Source organism: Actinorhabdospora filicis, assembly GCF_030269765.1.
Classification (GTDB): Bacteria; Actinomycetota; Actinomycetes; order Mycobacteriales; family Micromonosporaceae; genus Actinorhabdospora; species Actinorhabdospora filicis.
Window position 1 is genome coordinate 305,284 of the sequence record NZ_BSTX01000003.1, and the last position, 22,125, is coordinate 327,408.

The window sequence follows — 22,125 nt, forward strand, 5'->3', positions numbered from 1 at the left end:
GGTGTTAAGCGCTCGCCGGATCGGTCGGCGGAGTGACCGGGGATGGGTGTTGGCCTGAGTGACCGCCCCTGTTTCTGCGGCGGTGGTCGCGGACGCGTGGTGGCGCCGGTGTGGTGGACAGGGTGAAGGCGGGTTGTTCCTTGCCGTCGGCCACGAGGCGGCAGGCGGCGGTGAAGGCGTCGAGGTGGGACAGGTCGTGCTCGCTCAGGTGCGGGTTGGTGTGGCGGGCCAGGAGGTGGGCGTCCTCGGGGCTGGTGGTGAAGTAGATCTTGTTGCGGGCGTTGGCGGAGATCGCGAACTGGAGCTCGCGCGGCAGCTGGGCCATGTGCTGGTGGGCCAGGACCATCGAGAGCCGGTAGCCGCGGGCCTCGGCGAGGACGTCGTCGAGGGACCTGGGGAGGTTGAGGAAGTTGTGGGCCTCGTCCAGGTAGAGGGTGGCGTCGAGGCGCTGATGCTCGGCGAGGGTCGTGCGGTGAGTGGCGGCCTGCCAGGCCTTCGCGACGATGATGGAGCCCATGAGGCTGGAGGTGTCGTCCCCGAGCTGTCCTTTGGGGAGCCTGGCCAGCAGGATCCCGCCGTCCAGGACGCGGCTCATGTCGAAGGTGGTGGTGGGCGCGCCGAGGGTGGCGCGGACGAACTCGCGGGTCAGCAGCGCGCGGATCCTGGACAGGACCGGCCCGATGACCTGGGCCTGGAATGCCGGGCTGAGGTTGTCGTACCACTGCCAGAACCCGCCGAGTCCGGCCGGATCGTCGATGTCGGCCACGATCGGCGCGCGGAACGACTTCTGCGACAGCAGGCTGGGCAGGTGCTTGAGCGTCGCGGCGGGTACGCGCAGCAGGGTCAGCAGGGCCGAGCGGAGGACGTCGTCGGCGCGCGGCCCCCAGTGCCGTTCGAAGATGCGGCGGCAGATCCCGACGAGGTGGTCCACGACCAGGTCCGGGTCGTCGCCTGATAGCGGGTTGAGGCCCGGCGGGTTCGGCTGGTCGGGGTCGATGACCACGAGCCGGTCGCCCAGCACGGCGGGGTCGAGGCGGTCGAGGATGTCGGCGACGAGGTCGCCTTTGGGGTCGATGACGATCACGCCGCGCCCGGCCTTGATGTCGGCGAGGATCATGTTCAGCAGCAGCGTGGACTTGCCGACGCCGGTGGACCCGACGACATGCATGTGGTGGCGGGCGTCGCTGACATTGAGCGCGACGGTGCGTCCGTCGGCCGCGGCGGTGCCCAGGGTCTTGGTGCCGCGCCCGCCACGTGGGATCGCGATCCCGGCGGGGACGATGCGGGCGCCGGCGCGCACGAGCTGCGGGACGACCGCGTCGTAGGGCAGGTGCGCCAGCACCGCCGCCTCGGCGGGTGTGGCCAGGGCACCAGAGACCATGCGCCGCTCGTCGATGGCGCGGACCAGCCCGACCATCAGCCGGGATCGCCGGACCGCGTCGGGCCCGCTGTGGGCGGCCAGGGCCGTGGCGGCGGCGTTGGCCAGGCCGCGCATCCGGGTCCGGAGACTCACCCGGTCCCCACGCCGGGTGGTGGCCACCGCGTACCGCACGGCCACCTCCAGCATCGCTCCGGCGCTGCGGTCGAGGTCGCGCTGCCCCACGCGCCGTTGCCACGCATCGGGCGGAGCCGGGACGTGTGACCGCTTGCCGGTGTCACTCGGGCCCGGCAGGAACAGGTCGGCGAGCGCCGCTCCCCACCCCCACCCGCCGGAACGGTGTCCCAGGGCCCGCCGCCTCAGGCGCAGAATCCGCCGTCGCGGCGCCGGGCGGGCCAGCACCTGGACGAGCGCGTACTCCCCGGTCTGGAGGCCGCTGAGCGCGGCCAGCAGCAGCCGCGCCGGATCGGCCACGGCGTCTGCGCGCACGGCCGCGGTGTGGCTGTCGCCGAGGACGATCACCCCGGCCTCGACGTGGTTCGCCTCGGGCGGGAGTGCAGGCGCGGCGGGATGGGCGGTGACCGTCGCGGCGGGCCACGCGCCACGGATCCCGTCGGCGATCGATCGCGCCGACAGCGTCGCCGGAACCCACACCCGGATGTCGAGCGCCGGACCGTTCCAGGCGTACTCGAAGGCGATGTGCGGCTGCCCGTAGATCAGCCGCTTCCACCATGGGACCGCGGCGACGGCCACGAGCTGGAAGAACCCGATCGCGCCGTCCGGCTCGACCTCGGGCGGGGCCTGGACGTGCAGGACCACGCCGCCACCGGCATGCCTGCCGGCGAGGTGACGCCGCCACCATGCACGGGCGGCGACGGCCATGACGACCGCTGTGGCAGCGGCGACGGCCAGGGCGACGAGCAGCGCGGTTGGCGGAAGGTGGACCGTGGGTGGTGCGAACGGGTCGGGTGTCGGGAGCATGGCTTGGGTCCTCTCGGTTCTGAAGTGCGCGGGGTATCTGCGGCGGGAACGTCCGCCATAAGGCGAGGTGTACTCACGCTTGGGCATTGAAGGATGACTCATCGTGAGGGTGAATGGGGGATTCAGCCGGGCGTGCGGCAGGCACAGACCAGGCACAAGCCGGGCACAAAAGAGTGTCATCGCAGTTCAAAGGCAATTCTGGTGATGAGCTGTCCATGTCCTGTGCCTCGCGGCTGTGCCTGCGGTGAGGGGCTGTGACCGGGAGAGTGAGCCCCGACCGAGCCGGCGATTAGGCTGCTCGCCCATGGCCCACTCGGATGCCACACGCCCCGGCGAGCACGTCCTGCCCGACGGCGACCTCCCCGCACTACTGGACGCCTTCGGTCTCGGCGGGCCGGTCAGTGTCGGGTACATCGCCGAGGGCCTGATGAACCGCAACTGGCGTCTGGAGATCAGTGGCGGGACTTTCGCGCTCAAGGAGCTGCTGGACGCCTCGTGGGCCCACGGCGATCACATCAGCGGCCCCGACCTCACCGTGAACGAGACCGCCCGACTCGGGCGCCTGGTGGGACGACTTCACCTCGCCCTCAACTCCGGCGACATCCAGGCCCTGCTCGGCGGGGCACCAGAACACCCACGCGCGAACGTCACCGATCCGGCGACGGCCATAGCCGAGGCCCGGCGATTCCTGGCCATCGTCGAGGGGATGCCCGAGCCGGGCGAGTTCGACACCGCGGTGGCCGCAGACCTGCACCACCGGATCGAGCTGATCGGCAGGCACGCCTCCGACCGCCCCGTCGCCCAGACATCGATCGGGCCGGTGGGATGGCCCCATGGAGACCTCCAGTACCGCAACCTGCTGTGGGCCGACGGCCGGATCACCGCCGTCCTGGACTGGGATCGCATCGGCGCCCGACCGCTCGCCGAGGAGCTGGTCCCGACCGCGCAGGTGCAGTTCGGGCTCGCCGACGGGCGGCTCGACCTGGAGCGGATCGCGGTCTTCACCACGGCCTACCGCGCGGTGATCGACCTGTCCGACGATGCCCTGGTGGACGCGGTCGACAGGCTGTGGTGGAAGCGGATGACCGACTTCTGGCCCCTGCAATGGCACTACGACAAAGGCGACCACGGACCCGACGGCATCTGGACCGCCGGCGAGCGCCAGCTGGCCTGGTGGTGCCACCGGCGAGACACCATCACCCGGGCAGTCCTGGGCCGTACATGATCGGCACTCCAGAAGCTGCGCCGACCCTCATCAGGTCAGGAGACCTCCCCGGAAGGCTTTTGCGACCGCGTGGGCGCGGTCGCGGGCGCCGAGTTTGCGGTAGAGGCGCTGGGTGTGAGTTTTGACGGTGTCTTCGGAGATGAACAGCCGGGCGGCGATTTGGGCATTGCTGTGACCTTGACTCAAGCCCGCCAGGACCTCTCGTTCTCGGCTGGACAGGCATGTCCCCGCTGCCGTCGCCGACACGGTCGTGGGGCAGATGTCGAGGCCCTTGAGGGTGGTGAGGAGCTGGTCGAGGTAGCCGGTGGCGGCCCGGATGTGGTGTCGGGCCGCGGCGTGCAGGAGCGCGGTGGCGAGGTGGCTTGCCCGTCGCATCGCCGCCTGTGGCGTGGACTGGTTCTCCCCGGTGCTCATGACAGCGACCCGAGGAAGTCGTGCTGGAGGTCTTCGAGGCGGTGGCGGCCGTGGTGACGATCCAGCCGCTCGGCCAGCAGAGCGGTCCAGCACCGGCAGAACTGCGCGACGGACAGGTCGAGTGAGTGGATGGCGGAGACGGCCACGGCGGCCAGGCCCACCAGGAGCAAGGCCGCAAGGCCCGTGAGCGCCGAGACGGCTAGCATCGGAAGAGACATGAAGGGGACTCTCCTTCTCGTCGAGCAGCCGTCCCGGGTTTGTCAGGACCCTTCGGGGCGGCTGCGTTACGGGGGTCCATGGACGCTCGACTTCGGCGGAGCGTCAAGTCCCGAGCGCCGATCTTCGATGCCATTCAGGAAATGGCCCATTACCTGTCGAGACACCGGCCGTTGGCGGCTGATCACCGGATCGGTATGCGTCCGCCCAGGAGCCGCTGGTTGTCGGCGGCCTTGCGGACGCGGTCGGCGAGGAGGCCGGGCTGCTGGACTGCCGGGGAGTCGGGCACGGCGTAGGCCGGCACGAGCCGCCCCTTGCGGGCGATGACATTCGCCAGCCACCCGGCGGGAAGGGGCACCGCGCCGTTCCACAGCACGTCCCCGGGGCGGCGAAGCGTCATGAGCCGGTCCCCGCCGTGCGAGCCCTGCTCGACCATCAGGCCCCACGCGAAGAGATCGAGGATTCCTCCACCATCCGGGTCGCTCATGACGCGCCATCCCCACAGCCGTAGTTGCTCCCAAGCGGAGACGGCCCGGGTGTCGCCTGGCCAGACCCGGATCGTCTCGGGGTCGAGACGCAGCAGCAGGGCGGAGCGGAAGTCGTCGCCGCCGTCCTCTCCTCGCATGAGGACGGTTGCCGGCTCCGGGTTGCCGATGAGCATCATGAACCGGCGCAGCGGATGTGCTGGACGGTCATCGACCGTCCGCCGGGAGGAGCATGCAGGGTCATCGGGGCCTCCGAGGTTGGGGGCGTACCTGCCCGTGGTCCGCTCCGCCGATGAGAGGAGAAAAGGTCTACTTTGGGTAGACGACCGGGAGATGTGCGCTGGTCAGCGATCCGGACGCCTGGTGTCGCAAGGACACAGTGGCCGGTCGCGGAGCGCGCCGGGTATGTCAGGTGGCATAGGCGGAGGCCTTATGCCACGGCGCATGGGGCGTGATTGGGGGACCCGTGGAGGGCTACGAATGGGTGGCGCTGCCGGAGACGCGCACCGCCCTCGCACGGGGTGACTGGGCTACTGTCCTGCATCTCTACATCCGTGCCACCGGGGCGACGCAGACCCAGATCGCCGAGGCGACCGGCCTGACGCAACCGGTCATCTCCCGAATCGCCGGCGGCAAGCGCCGTCCGACGCACTTGGAGACGATCCGGGCCCTGTGCCATGGTCTAGGCGTCCCGCCGCAGTTGGCGGGCCTCGCCGATACCGACGAAGGACCTGAGACGAAACGCCGCGCCTTCCTCGCCACCGCAGCGACGGTGGCCTTCGCGGGAAGCCTCGCCCCATACGACGGGCTTCCCGATGTAGAGCAGCTCGCTGCCCCGGTCCTGGCCTACCGACGGGCCGAGGCACATACGGCCGCGCGCCTGCTGCGTCCTCCGGTGACCGCTCACCTGACGATGCTGCGGCAACTCGCCGGTATCGCCGAGAAGCAGTACGGCCCCACCACCACCGCCCGCCTGTACACGCTGGTGTCCGAGGCGGCCGGATTCGCCGGATGGCTGGCGTCCGACACCGACGATCGGGCCGAAGCGCGCCGCTCCTACCAGCTGGCGGTGCACGCCGCCGAACGCGCGGGCCACGAACTCCTCGTTTGCTACATGCGCGTCTCCCTCGCCCAGTACGCCGCCACACAGGGCGAAACGAGGATCGCGACCTCCCTGATCGACCAGGCCCGCCAAGCGCTTCCCGCGCACACACCACCGATCGTGATGGCCTGGCTGGAGTGCATCGAGGCCACGGTACTGGCCACCGCACGATACGAGACCGCCCTGCGGTTGCTGGACGATGCGGCCAACCGGCTCGATGACGCCGAACCGGTATGGCCCTGGCTGGTCCCCATCGACACCAACAAGATCAACGGCTACCGGGACCTGGTCGACGTGCGCCTGCGCCGACGCCTCGGCGACGTGGGCGATCTGCCTCACCCGGCGACGGCCACGGCCCCAAAACAGGCCGCGCTGGCCGTCGCCGAACGCGCCGCCGCGCTGGCCGACCTCGGCGACCACGACACCGCCGCGCGCCTCGGCATCGCCGTATGGGACACCGCGTACCGATACGGGTCGGAGAAGCTGCTCACCGCCGTAGCCGACGTCCGCGCCCGCATCCCGCTGGGCGCCCACGGTGACCCGATCACCGCCCTCGACGCCCGCCTCACCTCCGTCTACCAGGAGTAGCGCATGCGCATCGCCGTCAGCGGCCACATCGACCTCCACGGCAGGACCGCCGAAGCCGTCACCACCGCCATCACACGGCTCCTGGACGAGCTGGCACCCGCGCCGGACGACCTCGTCGGGCTCACCTGCCTCGCCCCTGGCGCCGACACCATTTTCGCCCGCGTCGTACTCGCTCACGGAGGCACGCTGGAGGCGATCGTGCCGGCCACGTCATACCGTGACGGGCTCGCCGAGTTCGGGCCGGACGCCGTCAGCGTCTACGACACGCTGCTGGCCAAAGCGGTAAAGGTTCAGCGCCTCGACCACGAGGAATCCACCTCCCAGGCCCACATGGACGCCTCGGTGGCCATGGTCGACGACGCCGAACACCTCATCGCGGTATGGGACGGGCAGCCCGCCCGCGGCTACGGCGGCACCGGTGACGTCGTCGCCTACGCCCGGGAGCACGGCGTTCCCGTCACGGTCGTATGGCCCGAGGGCGCCCACCGAGGCGCTGAAGCACAGTGATGACCGGCCTTCGGCTCACCGGCCATACGACGATCCTGCGAGAGTTCACCTCCGGGGATCTGGACGCCGTGCACGCCATCGTCGGTGACCCTCGGGTCACCGACTGGCTGTCTTTCGACGCACGGACCCGGGACGAAGCGCGGGCCATGCTCGACGGAATCCTCACCCGTGCCGGTCAGGAACCACGTGGCGAGTTCTATCTCGCCGTCGAAGCGGACGCGTCCCTGGTGGGGTTCGTCCGCCTCGCCACGTCCGGCGTCAAGGCCGCCAAGCTCGGCTTCGCGGTGGCCGCCGATCACTGGGGGCGCGGCTACGCCACCGACGCCGCGGCAACGATGACGCACCACGCCTTCACCGTGCTCGGGCTGCACCGGGTGAGTACAGCCATCGGCCCCGCCAACCACGCGTCCATGGCAGTGGTCACGAAGCTCGGGTTCATACCGGAGGGACGCATCCGCGACCACGTCCACACCAATGGCGCGTGGCGCGACAGCATCCTCTACGGCGTTCTCGCCCACGAGTGGACGCCGCGCGGCTGAGTTTGCCGACAGGAATGTTGCTCGGTTACACGTGCCCGACCGCTATCCAGCGCACCGAGGCCGGCGGCCGTAGCGTGTTCACGTGGGCTACGACGAGCCCCGAACTTCACGACCGCTACAAGCTCGAATGGAACTTCCGCGACATGAGCGCCGAACCCGCCACCCCGTCGCGTCCCAGCGAGACGATGGCCGCACTCGGCATCGTCCAGGCCGGCGAGAACATCCTGCGCCGCACTGCTCGTCCCTTCCGGCTCCCCGAAGAAGCCGATCACGCCCGCCGCGTCATCGACGACCTCATCGCCTCCTGCGAACGCGTCGCCCGCGCGCACACCTTCGGCAAGGGCATGGGCATCGCCGCTCCACAAATCGGCATCGACCGCGCCGCCGCCATCGCCTACACCCCCGGCGCCCCTGGGCCGATAGTCCTACTCAACCCCCGCATCACCGAAACCGCAGGCGACATCGACCAACAGTACGAAGGCTGCCTGAGCTTCTTCGACGTCCGCTGCCACATCCCCAGACCACGCACCATCCACGTCGAACACACCACCCCCGACGGCACCCAGACCATCACCATCTTCCACGACGGCATCGCCCGCCTGGTCGCCCACGAAGTCGACCACCTCCACGGCATCCTCTGCTCAGACCACCTGCCAGCTGGTGTGGCACCCACACCGATCGAGGAGTACTGCGGCATCGGATCCGCGTGGGATTACAAAGCGTGAACCCGCTCGTCATGTCGCGATGGCACGATCTGGCTGGTTGGGGGCTCAACCCAGAATGCCTCTGAGCTGGCTCTCGGAGATACCGATGAGCCAGATGATGTGGTCAAGCTCGTCCAGGCTCGGTTCTGCCCTCGTATCTCTCTTCTCCCAAGAACGCACCGGCCTACTCCGAACTGAAGGCTGTACGAACCTCTACTTCTCCGGAATCGCCACCGAGAGCTGCGTCGGGACGAGCGCCGTCGATGCCTTCGAACGCGGGTACGTTCCCTGGATACTGGCCGACGCGACCGCGAGCCATGTCGGCCCAGAAGCCCACCAAGCCGGGCTTCTGGCGACCCCGGGCGGAACAGTGGCAAGCGTCAGCTCATTACAACCGCGGAACTTCCTTGGGGCGCTTCTGCCACGCCCTAAGACTTAGCTGCGGGAACGAGTTCTTGACGTCGCTGCCGTCGACGGACGCATAGGTGAGGGCCGTAGTCTTCGCCGACCTGGTGAGGCGCCAACGGGTAGCGGAACTCCGCCTTGCTGCTCAGGCGCATCGCCACATCGCGTCGATCGTCGGCCTCGACAGTCGGCTTGCCGCACACGTGGGCCGAGGACTCACGCCTTCAGCGTCTCAGCTGTCAGCCACTCAAGGTAGGCAGGGTTACCGGCTGCAATGGGCGCCGCCACGATCTCGGGCACATCGTAGGAGTGGTTGGCGCGAATGTGCTCTTCAAGAGCGCCATATCGCGCGGCCGGCGTCTTGAAGACGACGTACCACTCCTCGCTCGTCTCGATGGTCCCCTGCCACCAGTACGTGCTTGTGAGCGGCCCAGAAACCTGGCTACAGGCGGCGACCCGCGCCTCTACTGCGCTGCGTGACAGTACTTCTGCCGCTTCGCGTGTGTCGACGGTGGTGGTGACCTGGTAGTAGCCGACTTCATCCATCGAGACCCGCCTTGCGTCGATGAGGTTCCTGCCCCAAGTTACAGGGACAGAACGGCGCCTGAGGGCCTCATGGCTCTCCGCGCTCGGAGCCAAGATCAATTTGTGGGGACCGCCATTCCCGCCCATCGGGCTGATGGTGGTCTTGGAGGCCACAGAGGACGGTGTCCCGATGAGCACAAGGGGCGAGGGCCAGGTCGAGAAGAAGTCGAGCTGGTGGCTGCGGAGGGGGTGGGCGTTCCCAGTGGGGCTGGTGCTGGCCGGTGGGGCGGGATTCCTGGTCGATGTGGTGTGGCCTGCAGCTGGCGTCGACCGGGCACTGCGGGTGGACGCGGCGCGAACGACCTTCACCATCCTCATCGGGCTGGGCGGCTCAGTGACGCTGGCGCTGCTGGTGCACCGGCAGGCCCTGGCCGCCCGTACCCATGACCACCAGGTCGCCGATCGCAGCGGCGCTTCGAGCAGGCCGAGCGGGTCGCTGCCGACAACCTCGCCCGTGCCCGCGACACCGCCGCGGCCACCCAGCGCGACGCGATAGAGAAGCGCGCTCAGGAGCTGTTCGTCAAGGCCGTCGACCAGCTGGGCTGGTCATCCACATGCTTGGGCCCCTTTGCTCATCATGACGAGAGTGCCAGCGCTTCTTTCTGAAGACAGCTTCGGTGTCGGGGGTTCACGACCGTGCTCTTCCGGCGGGTGTCCCATGCCCGGGGTGTGTCGGCGCTTTGATCGGTTTCCGAGGACGAGCGTCACTGCTCCAGGCTTGTTCTGCCCGCGTCCTGTCTCATGCGGTCCTGTCGTCGTTGATGACGAGGAGGGACCAGATGATGAAGGCGTCGGCGGCGATGATGATGAGGGCCCAGATCGGCTGGTGTCACCGACCCTGGCTCTGGGCTCCAAGGGCTGCACGAGAGACTGCTTCTTCGTGAACGTTGATGGATTCGATGCAGGCAGCTCTGTTCTTTGCGGGCCCGAGGAAAGGTGCGTCTCATGTCGGTAGCCGACTTTGTGCAGCTCGCAGGTCGTTCGGAGACGGTGGTGTCGCGTTCTGGATTCGGGGAGGTTGAAGGTCTAATAGGGACTGCACTCCCTGATGATTACAAAGCCTGGGCCGAGGCGTATCCCATGATTCAGATTGGTGGAGAGCTGGTGATTTTGAACTTCTCGACGATGGAGAGGGGTGAACTTGTCGCCGAACTCTCGCACTCACTCGCCGGAGTTGAGCGGGTTCTCCGGGCGGTGCCAGGTGGCCCGCTGGTCAGCATGGATGGCAAGGTGATCGCGCCTGACTCCTCGACTGTTTCTCTCAGGCCTGAACAGGGTGGCTTCCTGAGATGGGGTCTTACGGAGAACAACTATGCCCTCATGTGGCGGTTGATTGGTCCTCCTGAGGCATGGCCCATCGTCGTGACGGATGCGGTGGACTGGTGGGTGTACGAGGGAGGCTTCCTTGAGTTCATTACAGGCTTGATGTCGGGAGTGGTAGAGTGCCCCTTCCTTTCTGAAGAGTTTTATGAATGGCCTGCCGTTGCTGAACTTCAGGGTTACGACGTGATGGACGACGGCGGGTGTCGCCCCATATTTCGCCTGATCGGCGATTGGGCGGATGAATTTTGACTCAGCCGCGGCCGATTAGATCGGGGATGACGACCTCGTAGGCACCGCTGATGGTGGTGCACGGGCGCAGCGTATGGCTGCTCTTTCCAAGGCCACAACGCCGGAGCGGACGATTCCTGCGTGCCCTCATGAAGTTCTGTGGATGCGGTTCGTTCCTTCGGGCTCGGCCGCTCAGCCTCGGTTGTCCACCAGTGGGCCCAGGTAGCCGTTCAGGGCCTGTTTGAGGTCGGTGATCAGTGGTGGCCGCTCGTGTGCGGGCGCGGCCAGGATCATGCGCAGCAGGGTGGTGAAGATGCCGATCACGACTTCGGCTGCGCGGTGGCGGGTTGCCGGGGTGAGGTGGGGGGCGTGGGTGCTCAGGATTGTGTCGATGCGGGTGAGCATGGCCGTGTGGAGGGGCTTTTTGGCTTCGGAGACGTGGGGTGGGGTGGTGGGGTCGGCGAGGAGGGCCTGGAAGCCGGGGTGGGTGAGGTTGAAGGCGATGAGGGGGTCGACGGTGCGGTCGATGAGGGTTGGGAGGGGGAGGGTGGCGATGTCGGGGGTGAAGGCTTCGCCGTGGGCTTCTTGCAGGAGGCCCAGGTAGCGCTCGGATAGGGCGCGGGCGATGTCGTCCTTGTCGGCGAAGAACTGGTAGAGGGAGCCGGGGGAGATGCCGGCGGTGGTGGCGATGGCGTTGGTGGTGGTGGCGGCGAAGCCGAGGGTGGCGAAGCGGTCGGCGGCGGCGTCGAGGATCTGGGAGATGCGCTGCTCGCCGCGGGCTTGGCGTTTGCGGTCGTCCTGGCGCCGGGCCTGGGTCATCGGGGGATCGTAGCCGTCGTCAGGTGACGTCGTGGGCGAGGACGGCGCGGGTGTCGTTGATCTTGGTCATGCGCCCACGGTAGCCCGGTGGGCTGCGATCTCAGGATCGTCTCAGTCGCGGCCGCAAAAAATACGAGCGATCGCTCGCATTCGATGAATGCGAGTACTTGCTCGTATCTTCTCGGGAGTGACATGGAAACCTCTGCGCCACAACGGAAGCGGGCCGCCGCGGTGCTCGTCGTCGCGCTACTGGCGCTGCTCGCGTCGGCGGTGTACGGGGCCGGGGCGCTGGATGCGTTCGACCTGTCGCGTTTCGCTTCGCCGGGGGCGGAGTCGGGGCGGGCGGGTGAGGTGTTGTGGGAGGAGTTCGGTACGGGTGCGCCGAATGTGGTGTTGCTGGCCAGGGCGGCCGATGGTGATGTGGACAGTGTGGACTCGGTGGCGGCGGGGCGGGCGCTGACGGCGGAGCTCGCGGGGTATCCGGGGGTGGTGGGGGTGCGGTCGTACTGGACGGACGGGGCGCCGACGTTGCGGGGGGAGGGTGGGGCGAGTGCGCTGGTGCTGGCGCATGTGCCCGGGGATGCCACGGAGGTGCGGGCTCGGGTTCTTCCGGGGCTGACCGAGGCGTTCAGTCGGGAGGGTGGTGCGCTGGCGGTGGACGTCGGGGGCTCCGACGAGCTGTTCCGGCAGGCGGCGGGGCTGGCGCGGGGTGATTTCCTGACCGCGGAGGCGATCGTGCTGCCGGGGCTGTTGGTGCTGCTTCTGTTGCTGTACCGGCGGACGGTGGCCGCGTTGCTGACGCTCGGGGTCGGGGTGCTGTCGGTGGTGGCCACGTTGGCGCTGTTGCGGGTGGTCGCGGGGTTCACGGAGGTGTCGACGTTCGCGGCGAACCTGACCCTGGTGATGGGGATCGGGCTGGCCGTCGACTACTGCTTGTTCGTCATGACGCGCTTTCGTGAGGAGAGCGCGGCGGGTGCGTCCATTGAGGACGCCGTGCGGGCGGCTACCGCGCGGGCCGGGCGGACGGTGTTGTTCAGTGCCGGGACGGTCGCGGTGAGTCTTTCGGTGCTGCTGTTGTTCCCCTTCCCGTTCCTGCGGTCCTTCGCCTACGCGGGGATCCTCGTGCCGGTCACCGCCGGATTGGGTGCGGTCATGGTGCTTCCCGCCGCGTTGCGGTTGTGGGGGCGGCGGGTGGTTCGCGCGACCACTCAGTCCACAGGGGAGGGGCGGTGGCATCGGGTCGTCACCGGCGTCATGCGGCGGCCCGTGCTGACCGGCGGGCTCGCGCTCGTCGTGGTGCTGTTGCTGGCGTCGCCGTTCCTCGGGGTGCGCTTCGGGGTTCCGGATGAGCGGGCGCTGCCCGCTGGCGCGCCCGCGCGGGTGGTCACCGAGAGCATCGGCGAGGCCTTCGACGTGGAGGAGTCCGACGCGCTCCAGGTCGTCACGACCGCGATGGAGCCGGGTGACGATCTCGCCGCCTACGCCGCCGCGCTGTCCATGGTGGACGGTGTCGCGCAGGTCGACTCGGCCGCCGGGCGTTTCGTGGCCGGAGCCCGCGTCGGCGAGGGGGATCCGGGCCGCGCTCATGGTGCGTCCACGTGGTTGTCGGTGGTCCCGGGGAGTGAGCGGCTGGACGCCGACGGCCCCGGGCTGGTCGCCGAGGTGCGGGCGGTCGGGGCGCCTTTCGCCGTCCTCGTCGGTGGTTATCCGGCCGAGCTGGCCGACTTCCGGGACGCGATGCTCGACCGGCTTCCGCTGGTGCTGCTGCTGATCCTGGCCGCCACGGTGCTAATCCTGTTCCTGATGACCGGGAGTGTGCTGATCCCGGTGAAGGCGACGGTGCTGAACCTGCTGTCGCTGGCGGTGATGTTCGGCGCGCTGGTGTGGGTGTTCCAGGACGGGCATTTGGCGGGGGTCATCGGTTTCACGCCGCAGGGGTCGTTCGAGCCGTCGATTCCGATCCTGATGTTCTGTGTCGCCTATGGACTGTCGATGGACTACGAGGTGTTCCTGCTCTCGCGGATCAAGGAGGAGTGGGACCGGACCGGCGACAACATCGCCGCCGTCGCCCGGGGTGTGCAGCGCAGCGCGCCGCTGGTGACGATGGCCGCGGCGATCCTGGCGCTGACCTTCGCCGTCTACGCCACCGGGGATGTGGTGTTCCTGCAGATGCTGGGGGTCGGCATGGCGCTGGCGGTGCTGGTGGACGCCACGCTCATCCGCGGGGTGCTCATGCCCGCGCTGATGCGGCTGACGGGGCGGGCGAACTGGTGGGCGCCGGGGCCGCTGCGGCGGCTGCATGCGCGGATCGGGTTGCGGGAGTGAGGGGTCACCCGGCGTGGGCGGTGATGCCGTCGAGGAGGAACCCGAGTCCGGAGGAGAAGGCGGCGTCCCAGTCGGTGTCGGCGATGTAGTTGTGGGCGGCGACGGTGGGGAACTCGGCGGCGACGGACTGGAGGTGGCGGCGGCCGGCTTCGAGTTCGGCGGCGGGTAGGCGCAGGCCGATCTGGCCGGAGACCGAGCCCATCACGTGGTTGTAGAGGGCCCAGGTGGCGGGGTTCACCTGGGCCGCCGGGAGTCCGGTGCGCACGAGGGCCGACTGGAGGAACTCCATCCAGGCCAGGAAGCGCGGGCCGATGAGGGGACGGCGGCGGGCGGGGACGGCCGCCGACCACGGGTGGCGCAGCATCGCCGCGCGCCAGGCGTGCAGGAGGGCGGTGACGTCGGCGCGGGGTGAGCCGGTGGGGGACGGGACGGTGGCCTCGCCGAAGATCGCGTCGACGGCCAGGTCGATGACGTCGTCCTTTGTGGACACGTGCCAGTAGAGGGTGGTGGCGCCGGCGTCGAGGCGCTCGGCGAGGCGGCGCATGGTGAGCCGGTCCATGCCCTCGTCGTCGAGGAGGGCGACGGCGGCCTCGGTGATGCGCGCGCGGGTCAGCGGCGGGTCGCCCTTGTGGGCGCGCGCGGGCCGCAGCCACACGTCGCCGACGGGCGTGGGGGAGTTCTCGCCGGGGATGGCCCTCACCTCCGTGCTCGCCGCGGACTGGCCGCCAAGGTATCACCGGCCGCTCGCGACACCCGGACGGCGGGCGGTGTGGCCCAGGTCTCACATTCTCCCGAAAGCGCTGGTGGACGGCCGTTCGCGCGCGCCCAGGCGCGGCTTCGCGGGCGGCCTCCGGGCCGCGCGGGCGTGCTAGGTTGCCGTCACTAGAACAACGTTCTAGAGACTAGATCAATGTTCGAGAAGGGTGTCGTGTGCTCACCGAAACACCACCAACGTCCACCCGCCGCTGGTGGACCCTGCCCGTCGTCGCCCTCGCCCAGCTCATGGTCGTGCTGGACGCCACGATCGTGAACATCGCGCTGCCCTCGGCGCAGCGCGAGCTCGGCATGGCCGACGGCGACCGGCACTGGGTCATCACCGCCTACGCCCTCGCCTTCGGCGGCCTGCTGCTGCTCGGCGGACGGGTGTGCGGCCTCCTGGGACACCGGCGCGCCTTCGCCCTCGGGCTGGCCGGATTCGCGCTCGCCTCGGCGCTCGGTGGCGCGGCCGGGAACGCGGGCGTGCTCATCGGCGCGCGGGCCGGGCAAGGCGCCTTCGCCGCGCTGCTGGCGCCCGCCGCGCTGTCGCTCGTCACGCTCACGTTCACCGAGGCGCGCGAGCGCGGGCGGGCCTTCGGGACCTTCGCCGGGGTCGGCGCCGGTGGGGCCGCGCTGGGCGTGGTCGCCGGTGGCCTGCTCACCCAGTACGCCGACTGGCGCTGGTGCCTCTACATCAACGTGCCGATGGCGGTGATCGCGCTGGCCGGGACGCCGCTCATCGCCCGGCACCGGCCCGCCGGGCGGCTCGCCGAGCTGGACGTCGCCGGCGTCCTGCTCAGCGCGGGCGGCTTCGTCGCGCTCGTCTACGGTTTCACCCGCGCCGAGGCGCGCGGCTGGGGCGACCCGGAGGTCCTGGGCCTGCTCGGCGGTGGCCTCGCGCTGCTGGCGGTCTTCGCCCTCACCCAGCGGCGGAGGCGGCATCCGTTGCTGCCGCCCAGGATCCTCGCGCACCGGACGCGGGCGATGGCGCTGGTCTCGGTGGCCCTGATGTTCCTGGCGATGTTCGGCTTCTACCTCTTCGTCAGCTACTACACCCAGACCGTGCTGGGCTACAGCGCGGTTCGGGCCGGGCTGACGCTGCTGGTCAACGCCATCGCCGCGATCGCCGGATCCATGCTGCTGGCCCGCATCCGCGTCCCGGCGTGGGCGCTCATCGTCGGCTCGCTGCTCACCGCCGCCGCCGGGATGGCCGTGCTCACCGCGATGACCACCCCGGCGCTGCTGGTCGCGCAGGTCCTCACCGGCCTCGGCCTGGGCTGCCTGCTGGCCGCCGCGACGAACCTGGTCACCGCCGGGGTCGGCGGCGCCGAGGACGCCGGTGTCGCCTCGGCCGCCTACAACGCCGTCCAGCAACTGGGCGCGGCCCTGGGGACCGCGCTGCTCAACTCCATCGCCCTCGGCGTCACCGCCGCCCGGCTCGACGCCGGGACGCCACCCGCAAAGGCCACAGTGGACGGCTACTCCGTCGCGCTGTGGATCGCCTTCGCCGTCCTCGTCGCGGCGGCACTCATCGCCGCCGCGCTCGCCAACCCGTTCCGGAGGAAGCCATGACCCTTGTGCCGATCATCGACCTGTCCACCCGCGACACCCCCGAAGGCCGCGCCGCCATCGCCGCGCGCATCGGCGACGCCTGCCGGACCTCCGGCTTCTACGTCATCACCGGCCACGGCGTCCCCGCCGACCTCGTGGAGCGCATGTACACCGTCACCAACGACTTCTTCCGCCTGCCGCGCGCGCTGAAGGACCGGGTCGCCACCCGGCCGGGCGTCTCCGGCTTCCGCCGCGCCGGCGGCAGCACCGCCGCCAGCATCGGCGAGGAGACCCCGCCCGACCTGTGCGAGGTCTACGCCGCGCACGTCACCGGCGAGCTCCCCGACGACGAGCGCGCCGCCCTCGGCGGCCCGTGGGCGACGTGGACGCTGGCCAACATCTGGCCCTCGGCGGAGTTCAAGGCCGTGTGGTGGGAGTACATGGACACCGTGGGCGCGCTGGCCGCCGACCTCATGCGGCTGTCGGCGCTGGCCCTGGGGCTCGACGAGGAGTACTTCGCCGGGCGCTTCGACCGGCACGGCTCCTCGGTCGCGGCCAACTACTACTACCCGCAGGTCCGCCCGCCGCTGCCCGGACAGCTGCGGCGCGGCCCGCACACCGACTTCGGCGGCCTGACCGTGCTCTACCAGGAGGACCACCGCTCCGGCCTCCAGGTCGCCGACATCACCGGCGCATGGCGGGATGTCGCGGTGGTCCCGGGGAGCTTCGTGGTCAACATCGGCGACCTGATGTCGCTGTGGACGGGCGGGCGCTGGCTGTCCACAATGCACCGGGTGATCAATCCCGATGACGCCGGGACCTCGCGGCTGTCGATCCCGTTCTTCTACCTGCCCAATCACGACGCGGTCATCGAGCCCGTCGACGGCGGCGGGGACGCCGTGATCGCCGGTGAGTGGATGTCGCGCAAGCTGGAGAAGCTCTTCACCGGGTGAGTTTCGCCGGGGCGCGGCCGATCCGCGGCGCCAGCGCCGCCGCCGTCAGGCACACCGCGGCGCAGCCGCCGAAGAACCACGCCGCGCCCCAGCGCTGCGACACCAGCCCCGCCAGGGGAAGCAGCAGCGGACTCAGCCCGAGAGTCGCCAATGTGGACACCGCCGTGATCCGGCCCAGATAGCGCGGCTCGGTGCGGGCCTGGAGCTCGGCGGCGCCCACCACCATCGCCACCCCGCCCGACAGCCCCAGCGCACCGGAGCACACGATCGCGGCCACCGGCGAGGCGAGCACGCCGGTGGCCGCCACCAGGATCCCGCTCGCCGCAAGGGACAGTGCCATCACCGCACCCGGCCGCCGGAACCGGCCCACCGCCAGCAGCCCCAGCCCGGAGACCGCGCCACCGACGCTGAAGCCACTGAGCAGACCGCCCAGGACGCCCGCCGCCCAGCCACGCTCGCCGGTCAGCAGCACCAGCCCGGCCGCCACCGGCCCGCTGAAGCACATCTCGCCGAGCCCGATGACCACGACGAGGCGGGACAGGACCCGGTCGCCGCGCAGGTGCCGCAGGCCCTCGCGGAGATCGCGCCACGGACCGCCCGCGCGAGGGGAGTCCGGGACGGGCCGCAGCCGGGTGGCGGCCAGCAGCACCAGCGAGACGGCGAAGAGCGCGGCGGCCGTCCCGAAGCCCGCGGGCGAACCGAGGCCCAGGGCCGCGGCGGCGATGAGGGGGCCGCAGGCGTTGCTCGCGCGCACCGCCAGCGACCGCATCGCCTGGACGCGGGTGAGCTGATCGGGGCCGGTCAGCCGGGGCGGCAGCGCGCCGACGGCGGGCATGAACATCGCGTCGGCCGCGCCGAAGACCAGCGCGACGCCCACCAGCGTCCACAGGCTCGGCCCGAACAGCGCCGAGACCGCGGCGGCGCCCATGACCACGCAGCGCACCAGGTCGGCGGCGATGACCACCCGGCGCGGCCCGAAACGGTCGGCGACCACGCCACCGGCCAGCATCAGCACCGCCCGGGGGACCGCGCCCGCCGCCAGCACCAGGCCGACCTGCGCCGGTCCGCCCGCGCGCGAGGCCGCCCACGACAGGGTCAGGAAGTACACGACGTCACCGGTCACCGAGGTCGTGTAGGCCCCCAGCCAGCGCAGGACGTTGCCGTCGCGGTGGGCGGCGCGCGCGGGCGCCTCCAGCAGCATCAGGACTCCGCGAGCGGGAACGCCTGGAGCCGCACCGAGACCGGCTCGCCGCCCTCCTCGCTCGCGCGGGCGGCGATGAGGGCGTGCAGCTCGCGCTTGAGCGCGTCCAGCCCGGCCGGGGTGAGGCGGAGGGTGTGGTCGCTGAAGACCGAGGCGGCGAACCAGTCCTCGGACAGGGCGGGGACGCGCTCGGCGACGCGGCGCAGCCCGTCGGCGTAGGCCAGCGCGAGCGCCTGGACGTAGGCGCGCCCGTCCTCGCGCTCGCCGGGGGAGCCGGCCGGATCGTGCAGGGACCGCTCGTGGACGGCGCGCCACCAGCGCTCGCGGCGGTTGCCGCGCTCGGCGTCCTCCGCGATGAGGCCACCGGCGGCCAGGCGGCGCAGGTGTTAGCTGGCCGCGCCGGAGTCGAGCCCGAAACGGGTCGCGAGCTGGCGGGCGGTGGCGGGGCCGTGCTGGCGGAGGTGGCCGAGGAAGGTCAGGCGCATGGGGTGGGCCAGCACGCGCAGCGCGGCGGCGTCGAGGGTGACGAAGCTGTCGGCCATGCGGGAGAATGTAGCTTGGAGAAGAACTCTTCGCGAAGAACTCTTCTCCTTTTGATTGGCCCGATCCGTTGCCCGCCGATTGGCCCTCGCGCGGGAGGCCGCCGCGCGTCTACAGTCGCGACCATGATCAACGAAACCGGTGACATGCTGCGGCGTCAGGCCCGCAACTCCGCCGCCTTCTGGGCGGCCAAGGGCCGCGCGCGCGGGCACGAGGTGGTGCGCGAGCGCGGCTTCCTCGCCGCGGCCGGGGACGAGCGGGCCGGGCTGCGCGTCCTCATCCAGGAGCCCGACCTGTCGGCCGCCGAGCTGGACGCCATCGGCGACCTGGTGAAGGCCGCGTCCGGGCCGGTGGACGTGGAGGATCCCTACAGCGCCACCGACCTGAGCGCCTTCGGGTGGCGCTCGTGGCAGATGCCGGTGATGGCGCGCCCGGCGGGACCCGCTGCCGCGCCCGCGATGGAGGTCGTCCAGGTCGCCGGTGAGGCCGATCTGCGCGAGGCCGAGCGGGTGGTGATCGAGAGCTTCGGGCTGGCGCGCTTCGAGCCCTACCGCGCCGGTGAGCTGTTCCCGCCGTCCTTCCTGGAGCAGGAGGGCGTGGGCGTGTTCGTCGCGCGCCTGGACGGCGAGGTCGCCGGGGCGGCGGTCACCGTGGTCGCCGGCGGCTGGGGGAGCCACTACTGGGTGGGCACCTCGGAGAAGTTCCGCTCGCGCGGCGCCGGACGGGCGGTCATGCTCGGCTCGCTGGCCGCCGCCGACGTGCCGTGGACGCTGACCGCCTCGCGCCTGGGACGCCCGCTCTACGAGTCGCTGGGGTACTCCGAGGCCGCGCCCTCGACGTGGTGGTCCTCGACGCCGTGACGGGTGGCGGCCGGGCCGTACGATGTGGACGGTCCGGCTCCGGTTCCCCTGGGGGAGGCCATGACCGCCGTCGCCCGCCATTTCTTCGCCCCCCGCGTGCTGTGGCGGATCGCCGTCACCCTCCTCGCGATCGCCCTGCTGCGGCTCGGGCAGCGCGTGCCATTGCCCAATGTGGACGCTCCCGCAGCCCCCGGCGGGGTCCTGGACCTGGTCAGCGGCGGCGGTATCGGGCGGCTGTCGGTGTGCGCGCTCGGCGTCTGGCCCTACCTCATCGCCCGGCCGGTCACGGCCGCGCTCATCGGCGCGATTCCCCGGCTGCGGTCCCTGGCCGAGGCCGGGATCGCCGGGACGCGGCGGCTGAACCGGCTGCTGTGGGCGGTGGCGGTGCTCCTGGGTCTGGGACTGTCCACGGTGGTCGTCGCGGTGGCCGCCGGTGGCGGTTTCGGCGCGCGGGCACTGGATTCCACCGCCTTCGGCCCGCTGGCGCTCATGGCCGCGGTGCTGGGCGCGGGCTCGGTCGCGATGCTGCCGCTGGCGTGGGCGGTCAACCGCTTCGGCTTCGGCAACGGCCACCTGATCCTCGCGCTCGCGCCGCTGCTGGCCGGGTTCACCGGCCGCTTCGGGGCGGTCCTGCGCGAGGACGGGCCGGCGGTGTTCGCCGCGATCGTCATCGCGGTCCTCGCGGCCATCGCCGTGCGCGCCGGGGTGTCGCAGGCGCAGCGGCGGATCCCGATCCAGTACGCCAAGCGCATGATCGGCCGCCGGGTCCACGGCGGCGGCCCCACCTACCTGCCGATCCCGCTGGTGTCCGGTGGCGACAAGGCGCTGCTGTGGGTGAGCCTGCCGCTGCTCGCGCCCGCGCTGATCTGGCCGGGCTGGCGGGCCGGGAGTCCCTGGTACGTGGCGGCCTTCGCGGTCCTGGTCTGGGTGGCGACCCTCTTCGTCACCGTCGGGGCGCGCGACTGGTCCGGGGAGGTGCGGCGGCTGGAGCGCACCGGAGCCTTCGTCCCCGGGATCCAGCCGGGCGCGCCCACCGAGCGGTACCTGGCATACGTCCGCGACCGGCTGTCCCTGGCCGGGGCGACACTGTGGACGCTCGGCGCGGCCCTCCCGCTGGTCACCGCCGCCCTGCTCGGCGCCGATCCGGGCCTGTTCCTCCTCCCGGTCACGGTGTTCCACATCGTCGAGATCGCCATGACCACCGCCCGCCAGATCGACACCCGGGTGCGGATGCGCGCCTACGCGGGCGTCCTGCGCTGACCGCGTACTAGGCCACGGTCCGCTTCTGCCGTTTGCGACCACCGCCGCCCGCCGCCTGCGCGAAGAGCGCCTCCAGGCGGGTGAGCCGGGACTCCGCCTGCGTGCGCCAGTCGCCGACCGCGGTCGGGCTGAGCGGATTGGCCCACCACTTCATCCGGGTGCGCGGGAAGTACTCGCCGACGATCGCGTTGGCCTGCCCCGGATAGGACGAGATGGGGTATCCGGCCTGGCCGGGCTGCCCGGCGTCGTGCAGGAACAGCGCGTCGGCGTTCCAGCCGAAGGCCTCCGCCCCGCTGACCCGCGTGTCGTGGTCGTCGTCGGCCATGTCCTGGAGCGCCTGGTAGACCGCGCCCGGGTCGCGGCCGGGCTGGCGCAGCGAGTCGTCCATGGACGCCGAGTGCGCCAGGCTCTCGATCAGCTCGACGTGCAGGCCGGGCTGCCCGGCCTGCGGATGGCGCAGGACGAGGGTGAAGCCGTGCCCGGCGAACTCCACCCGGAAGACCGCCTCGTTCCCGGCCGCCGCGTAGCCCTGCATGGACGCCACCAGCCGCCCCACCTCGGCGCGGAAGGTGTTGGCGTCGGGCAGGGCGGCGATGCCGTTGGACTGGCCCTGCACGGCGGCGCCACCGGCGGCCCGGTTCGCCAGCTGCTCGGAACTCTCACCCGGCTGGGCGGCGATGCCCGACAGCAGCGGGAACAGGTGCTGCGCGGTGGGATAGCAGGAGGCGAAGGTGACGGGGTCGCGGATGTTCTCGCGCAGCATCCCGTTGCCGATGTCGGCGGCCAGCGCCAGCGCGTCGTCGAAGGCGAAGGCCGGGTCGAGCAGGACGTCGGCCAGCTTCCATCGGTTGGCGGGGCTGGCGGTCGTGGTGAAGTTGCGCAGCAGCGCGTTGAGGCGGGCCGCGCCGAAGGCGCCCGGGTTCAGCTGGTCGCCGATGGTGGCGCGCTGGACGACCAGGCGCGAGGTGGCGGCGTTCCCGATGCTGCGCTGCAACTCCGGGAACGCCCCGGCCCGCAGCGGCGCGAGGAGGGCCGGGGCGGACGGTCTGGCGCGGGCGGCCGGTCGCGGGGTCTCGGCGCCGGGCAGGAGGTCGCGCATACGCATGTGATCCCCCCGAAGTCGGGAATGGCGGAATAGACGCTATACCGCCGGTCTCATGAACGCCACCGCCGTCACCCG

The 22,125-nt window shown here is 70.9% G+C and carries 22 protein-coding genes and 1 pseudogene; 13 read left to right on the forward strand and 10 right to left on the reverse strand.

Going from position 1 to position 22,125, the window contains the following annotated elements:
- Positions 1 to 4: 4 nt before the first annotated feature.
- A complete protein-coding gene (locus tag QSK10_RS21655; RefSeq protein ID WP_285664745.1) occupies positions 5 to 2,359 on the reverse strand; it encodes a type IV secretory system conjugative DNA transfer family protein in 2,355 nt (784 codons plus the stop codon).
- Positions 2,360 to 2,663: 304 nt separating this feature from the next.
- Between QSK10_RS21655 and QSK10_RS21660 the strand changes: the two genes are divergently transcribed.
- Positions 2,664 to 3,584 carry a phosphotransferase gene (locus QSK10_RS21660; protein ID WP_285664746.1) on the forward strand — a complete coding sequence of 307 codons (921 nt, stop codon included), beginning with the start codon at positions 2,664 to 2,666 and terminating at the stop codon, positions 3,582 to 3,584.
- Positions 3,585 to 3,614: 30 nt separating this feature from the next.
- On the opposite strand, the pseudogene QSK10_RS21665 reads toward QSK10_RS21660, so the two are convergent.
- From QSK10_RS21665 to QSK10_RS21675, 3 genes and pseudogenes are all read right to left on the reverse strand, one after another.
- Positions 3,615 to 3,803: pseudogene (locus QSK10_RS21665) on the reverse strand (response regulator transcription factor); the annotation flags it as partial.
- A 191-nt stretch (positions 3,804 to 3,994) separates the two neighbouring features.
- Positions 3,995 to 4,216, reverse strand: a complete 222-nt coding sequence (locus QSK10_RS21670) for a hypothetical protein (RefSeq protein WP_285664747.1) — start codon at positions 4,214 to 4,216, stop codon at positions 3,995 to 3,997.
- 182 nt (positions 4,217 to 4,398) lie between these two features.
- The gene (locus tag QSK10_RS21675; protein WP_285664748.1) at positions 4,399 to 4,839 is read right to left on the reverse strand and encodes a hypothetical protein; all 441 of its coding nucleotides are present in this window, start codon (positions 4,837 to 4,839) and stop codon (positions 4,399 to 4,401) included.
- A 326-nt stretch (positions 4,840 to 5,165) separates the two neighbouring features.
- On the opposite strand from QSK10_RS21675, the gene QSK10_RS21680 reads away from it, so the two are divergent.
- The 5 genes from QSK10_RS21680 to QSK10_RS21700 all read left to right on the forward strand — a co-directional run bounded on the left by QSK10_RS21680 (position 5,166) and on the right by QSK10_RS21700 (position 8,578).
- Positions 5,166 to 6,389 carry a helix-turn-helix domain-containing protein gene (locus tag QSK10_RS21680; RefSeq protein ID WP_285664749.1) on the forward strand — a complete coding sequence of 408 codons (1,224 nt, stop codon included), beginning with the start codon at positions 5,166 to 5,168 and terminating at the stop codon, positions 6,387 to 6,389.
- 3 nt (positions 6,390 to 6,392) lie between these two features.
- Positions 6,393 to 6,896 carry a hypothetical protein gene (locus QSK10_RS21685; protein ID WP_285664750.1) on the forward strand — a complete coding sequence of 168 codons (504 nt, stop codon included), beginning with the start codon at positions 6,393 to 6,395 and terminating at the stop codon, positions 6,894 to 6,896.
- Positions 6,896 to 7,435, forward strand: coding sequence for a GNAT family N-acetyltransferase (locus QSK10_RS21690; RefSeq protein WP_285664751.1), 540 nt, complete (start codon positions 6,896 to 6,898; stop codon positions 7,433 to 7,435). Before QSK10_RS21685 ends, QSK10_RS21690 begins: the two co-directional genes overlap by 1 nt.
- Entirely contained in the window at positions 7,417 to 8,160 is a 744-nt protein-coding gene (locus tag QSK10_RS21695) for a peptide deformylase (protein ID WP_285664752.1), read from the forward strand. The genes QSK10_RS21690 and QSK10_RS21695 overlap by 19 nt, the downstream gene beginning before the upstream one ends.
- Before the next feature lie 97 nt (positions 8,161 to 8,257).
- A complete protein-coding gene (locus tag QSK10_RS21700) occupies positions 8,258 to 8,578 on the forward strand; it encodes a cysteine hydrolase family protein (protein ID WP_285665397.1) in 321 nt (106 codons plus the stop codon).
- Between the two features lie 182 nt (positions 8,579 to 8,760).
- Here the strand turns inward: QSK10_RS21700 and cutA are convergent, their stop codons facing one another.
- On the reverse strand, positions 8,761 to 9,090 hold the full coding sequence (gene cutA / locus QSK10_RS21705; RefSeq protein ID WP_285664753.1) for a divalent-cation tolerance protein CutA: 330 nt from the start codon (positions 9,088 to 9,090) through the stop codon (positions 8,761 to 8,763).
- A 169-nt stretch (positions 9,091 to 9,259) separates the two neighbouring features.
- Here cutA and QSK10_RS21710 point away from each other — a divergent pair, with 169 nt between their 5' ends.
- Both QSK10_RS21710 and QSK10_RS21715 read left to right on the forward strand, forming a co-directional pair.
- Positions 9,260 to 9,625, forward strand: coding sequence for a hypothetical protein (locus QSK10_RS21710; protein WP_285664754.1), 366 nt, complete (start codon positions 9,260 to 9,262; stop codon positions 9,623 to 9,625).
- A gap of 449 nt (positions 9,626 to 10,074) precedes the next feature.
- Positions 10,075 to 10,701, forward strand: a complete 627-nt coding sequence (locus QSK10_RS21715; protein ID WP_285664755.1) for a hypothetical protein — start codon at positions 10,075 to 10,077, stop codon at positions 10,699 to 10,701.
- 171 nt (positions 10,702 to 10,872) lie between these two features.
- Here the strand turns inward: QSK10_RS21715 and QSK10_RS21720 are convergent, their stop codons facing one another.
- On the reverse strand, positions 10,873 to 11,499 hold the full coding sequence (locus QSK10_RS21720) for a TetR/AcrR family transcriptional regulator (protein ID WP_285664756.1): 627 nt from the start codon (positions 11,497 to 11,499) through the stop codon (positions 10,873 to 10,875).
- Between the two features lie 87 nt (positions 11,500 to 11,586).
- Here QSK10_RS21720 and QSK10_RS21725 point away from each other — a divergent pair, with 87 nt between their 5' ends.
- A complete protein-coding gene (locus QSK10_RS21725) occupies positions 11,587 to 13,824 on the forward strand; it encodes an MMPL family transporter (protein WP_285664757.1) in 2,238 nt (745 codons plus the stop codon).
- Between the two features lie 4 nt (positions 13,825 to 13,828).
- On the opposite strand, the gene QSK10_RS21730 is transcribed toward QSK10_RS21725, so the two are convergent.
- Positions 13,829 to 14,524, reverse strand: a complete 696-nt coding sequence (locus tag QSK10_RS21730; RefSeq protein WP_285664758.1) for a TetR/AcrR family transcriptional regulator — start codon at positions 14,522 to 14,524, stop codon at positions 13,829 to 13,831.
- A gap of 230 nt (positions 14,525 to 14,754) precedes the next feature.
- Between QSK10_RS21730 and QSK10_RS21735 the strand changes: the two genes are divergently transcribed.
- Both QSK10_RS21735 and QSK10_RS21740 read left to right on the forward strand, forming a co-directional pair.
- Positions 14,755 to 16,152: an MFS transporter gene (locus QSK10_RS21735; RefSeq protein ID WP_285664759.1), complete on the forward strand. Its 1,398-nt coding sequence runs from the start codon at positions 14,755 to 14,757 to the stop codon at positions 16,150 to 16,152.
- A complete protein-coding gene (locus QSK10_RS21740; RefSeq protein ID WP_285664760.1) occupies positions 16,149 to 17,084 on the forward strand; it encodes an isopenicillin N synthase family dioxygenase in 936 nt (311 codons plus the stop codon). The genes QSK10_RS21735 and QSK10_RS21740 overlap by 4 nt, the downstream gene beginning before the upstream one ends.
- On the opposite strand, the gene QSK10_RS21745 is transcribed toward QSK10_RS21740, so the two are convergent.
- Both QSK10_RS21745 and QSK10_RS21750 read right to left on the reverse strand, forming a co-directional pair.
- A complete protein-coding gene (locus QSK10_RS21745) occupies positions 17,074 to 18,285 on the reverse strand; it encodes an MFS transporter (RefSeq protein ID WP_285664761.1) in 1,212 nt (403 codons plus the stop codon). The genes QSK10_RS21740 and QSK10_RS21745 overlap by 11 nt on opposite strands.
- A 386-nt stretch (positions 18,286 to 18,671) precedes the next feature.
- Positions 18,672 to 18,827, reverse strand: a complete 156-nt coding sequence (locus QSK10_RS21750) for a helix-turn-helix domain-containing protein (protein ID WP_285664762.1) — start codon at positions 18,825 to 18,827, stop codon at positions 18,672 to 18,674.
- Positions 18,828 to 18,950: 123 nt separating this feature from the next.
- On the opposite strand from QSK10_RS21750, the gene QSK10_RS21755 reads away from it, so the two are divergent.
- Together QSK10_RS21755 and QSK10_RS21760 are read left to right on the forward strand one after the other, a co-directional pair.
- On the forward strand, positions 18,951 to 19,685 hold the full coding sequence (locus QSK10_RS21755) for a GNAT family N-acetyltransferase (protein ID WP_285664763.1): 735 nt from the start codon (positions 18,951 to 18,953) through the stop codon (positions 19,683 to 19,685).
- 60 nt (positions 19,686 to 19,745) lie between these two features.
- On the forward strand, positions 19,746 to 20,945 hold the full coding sequence (locus tag QSK10_RS21760; RefSeq protein WP_285664764.1) for a hypothetical protein: 1,200 nt from the start codon (positions 19,746 to 19,748) through the stop codon (positions 20,943 to 20,945).
- A gap of 7 nt (positions 20,946 to 20,952) precedes the next feature.
- Here QSK10_RS21760 and QSK10_RS21765 read toward each other — a convergent pair whose 3' ends face one another.
- Complete coding sequence (locus tag QSK10_RS21765; protein ID WP_285664765.1) at positions 20,953 to 22,044, reverse strand: hypothetical protein; 1,092 nt, start codon at positions 22,042 to 22,044, stop codon at positions 20,953 to 20,955.
- Positions 22,045 to 22,125: the final 81 nt, after the last annotated feature.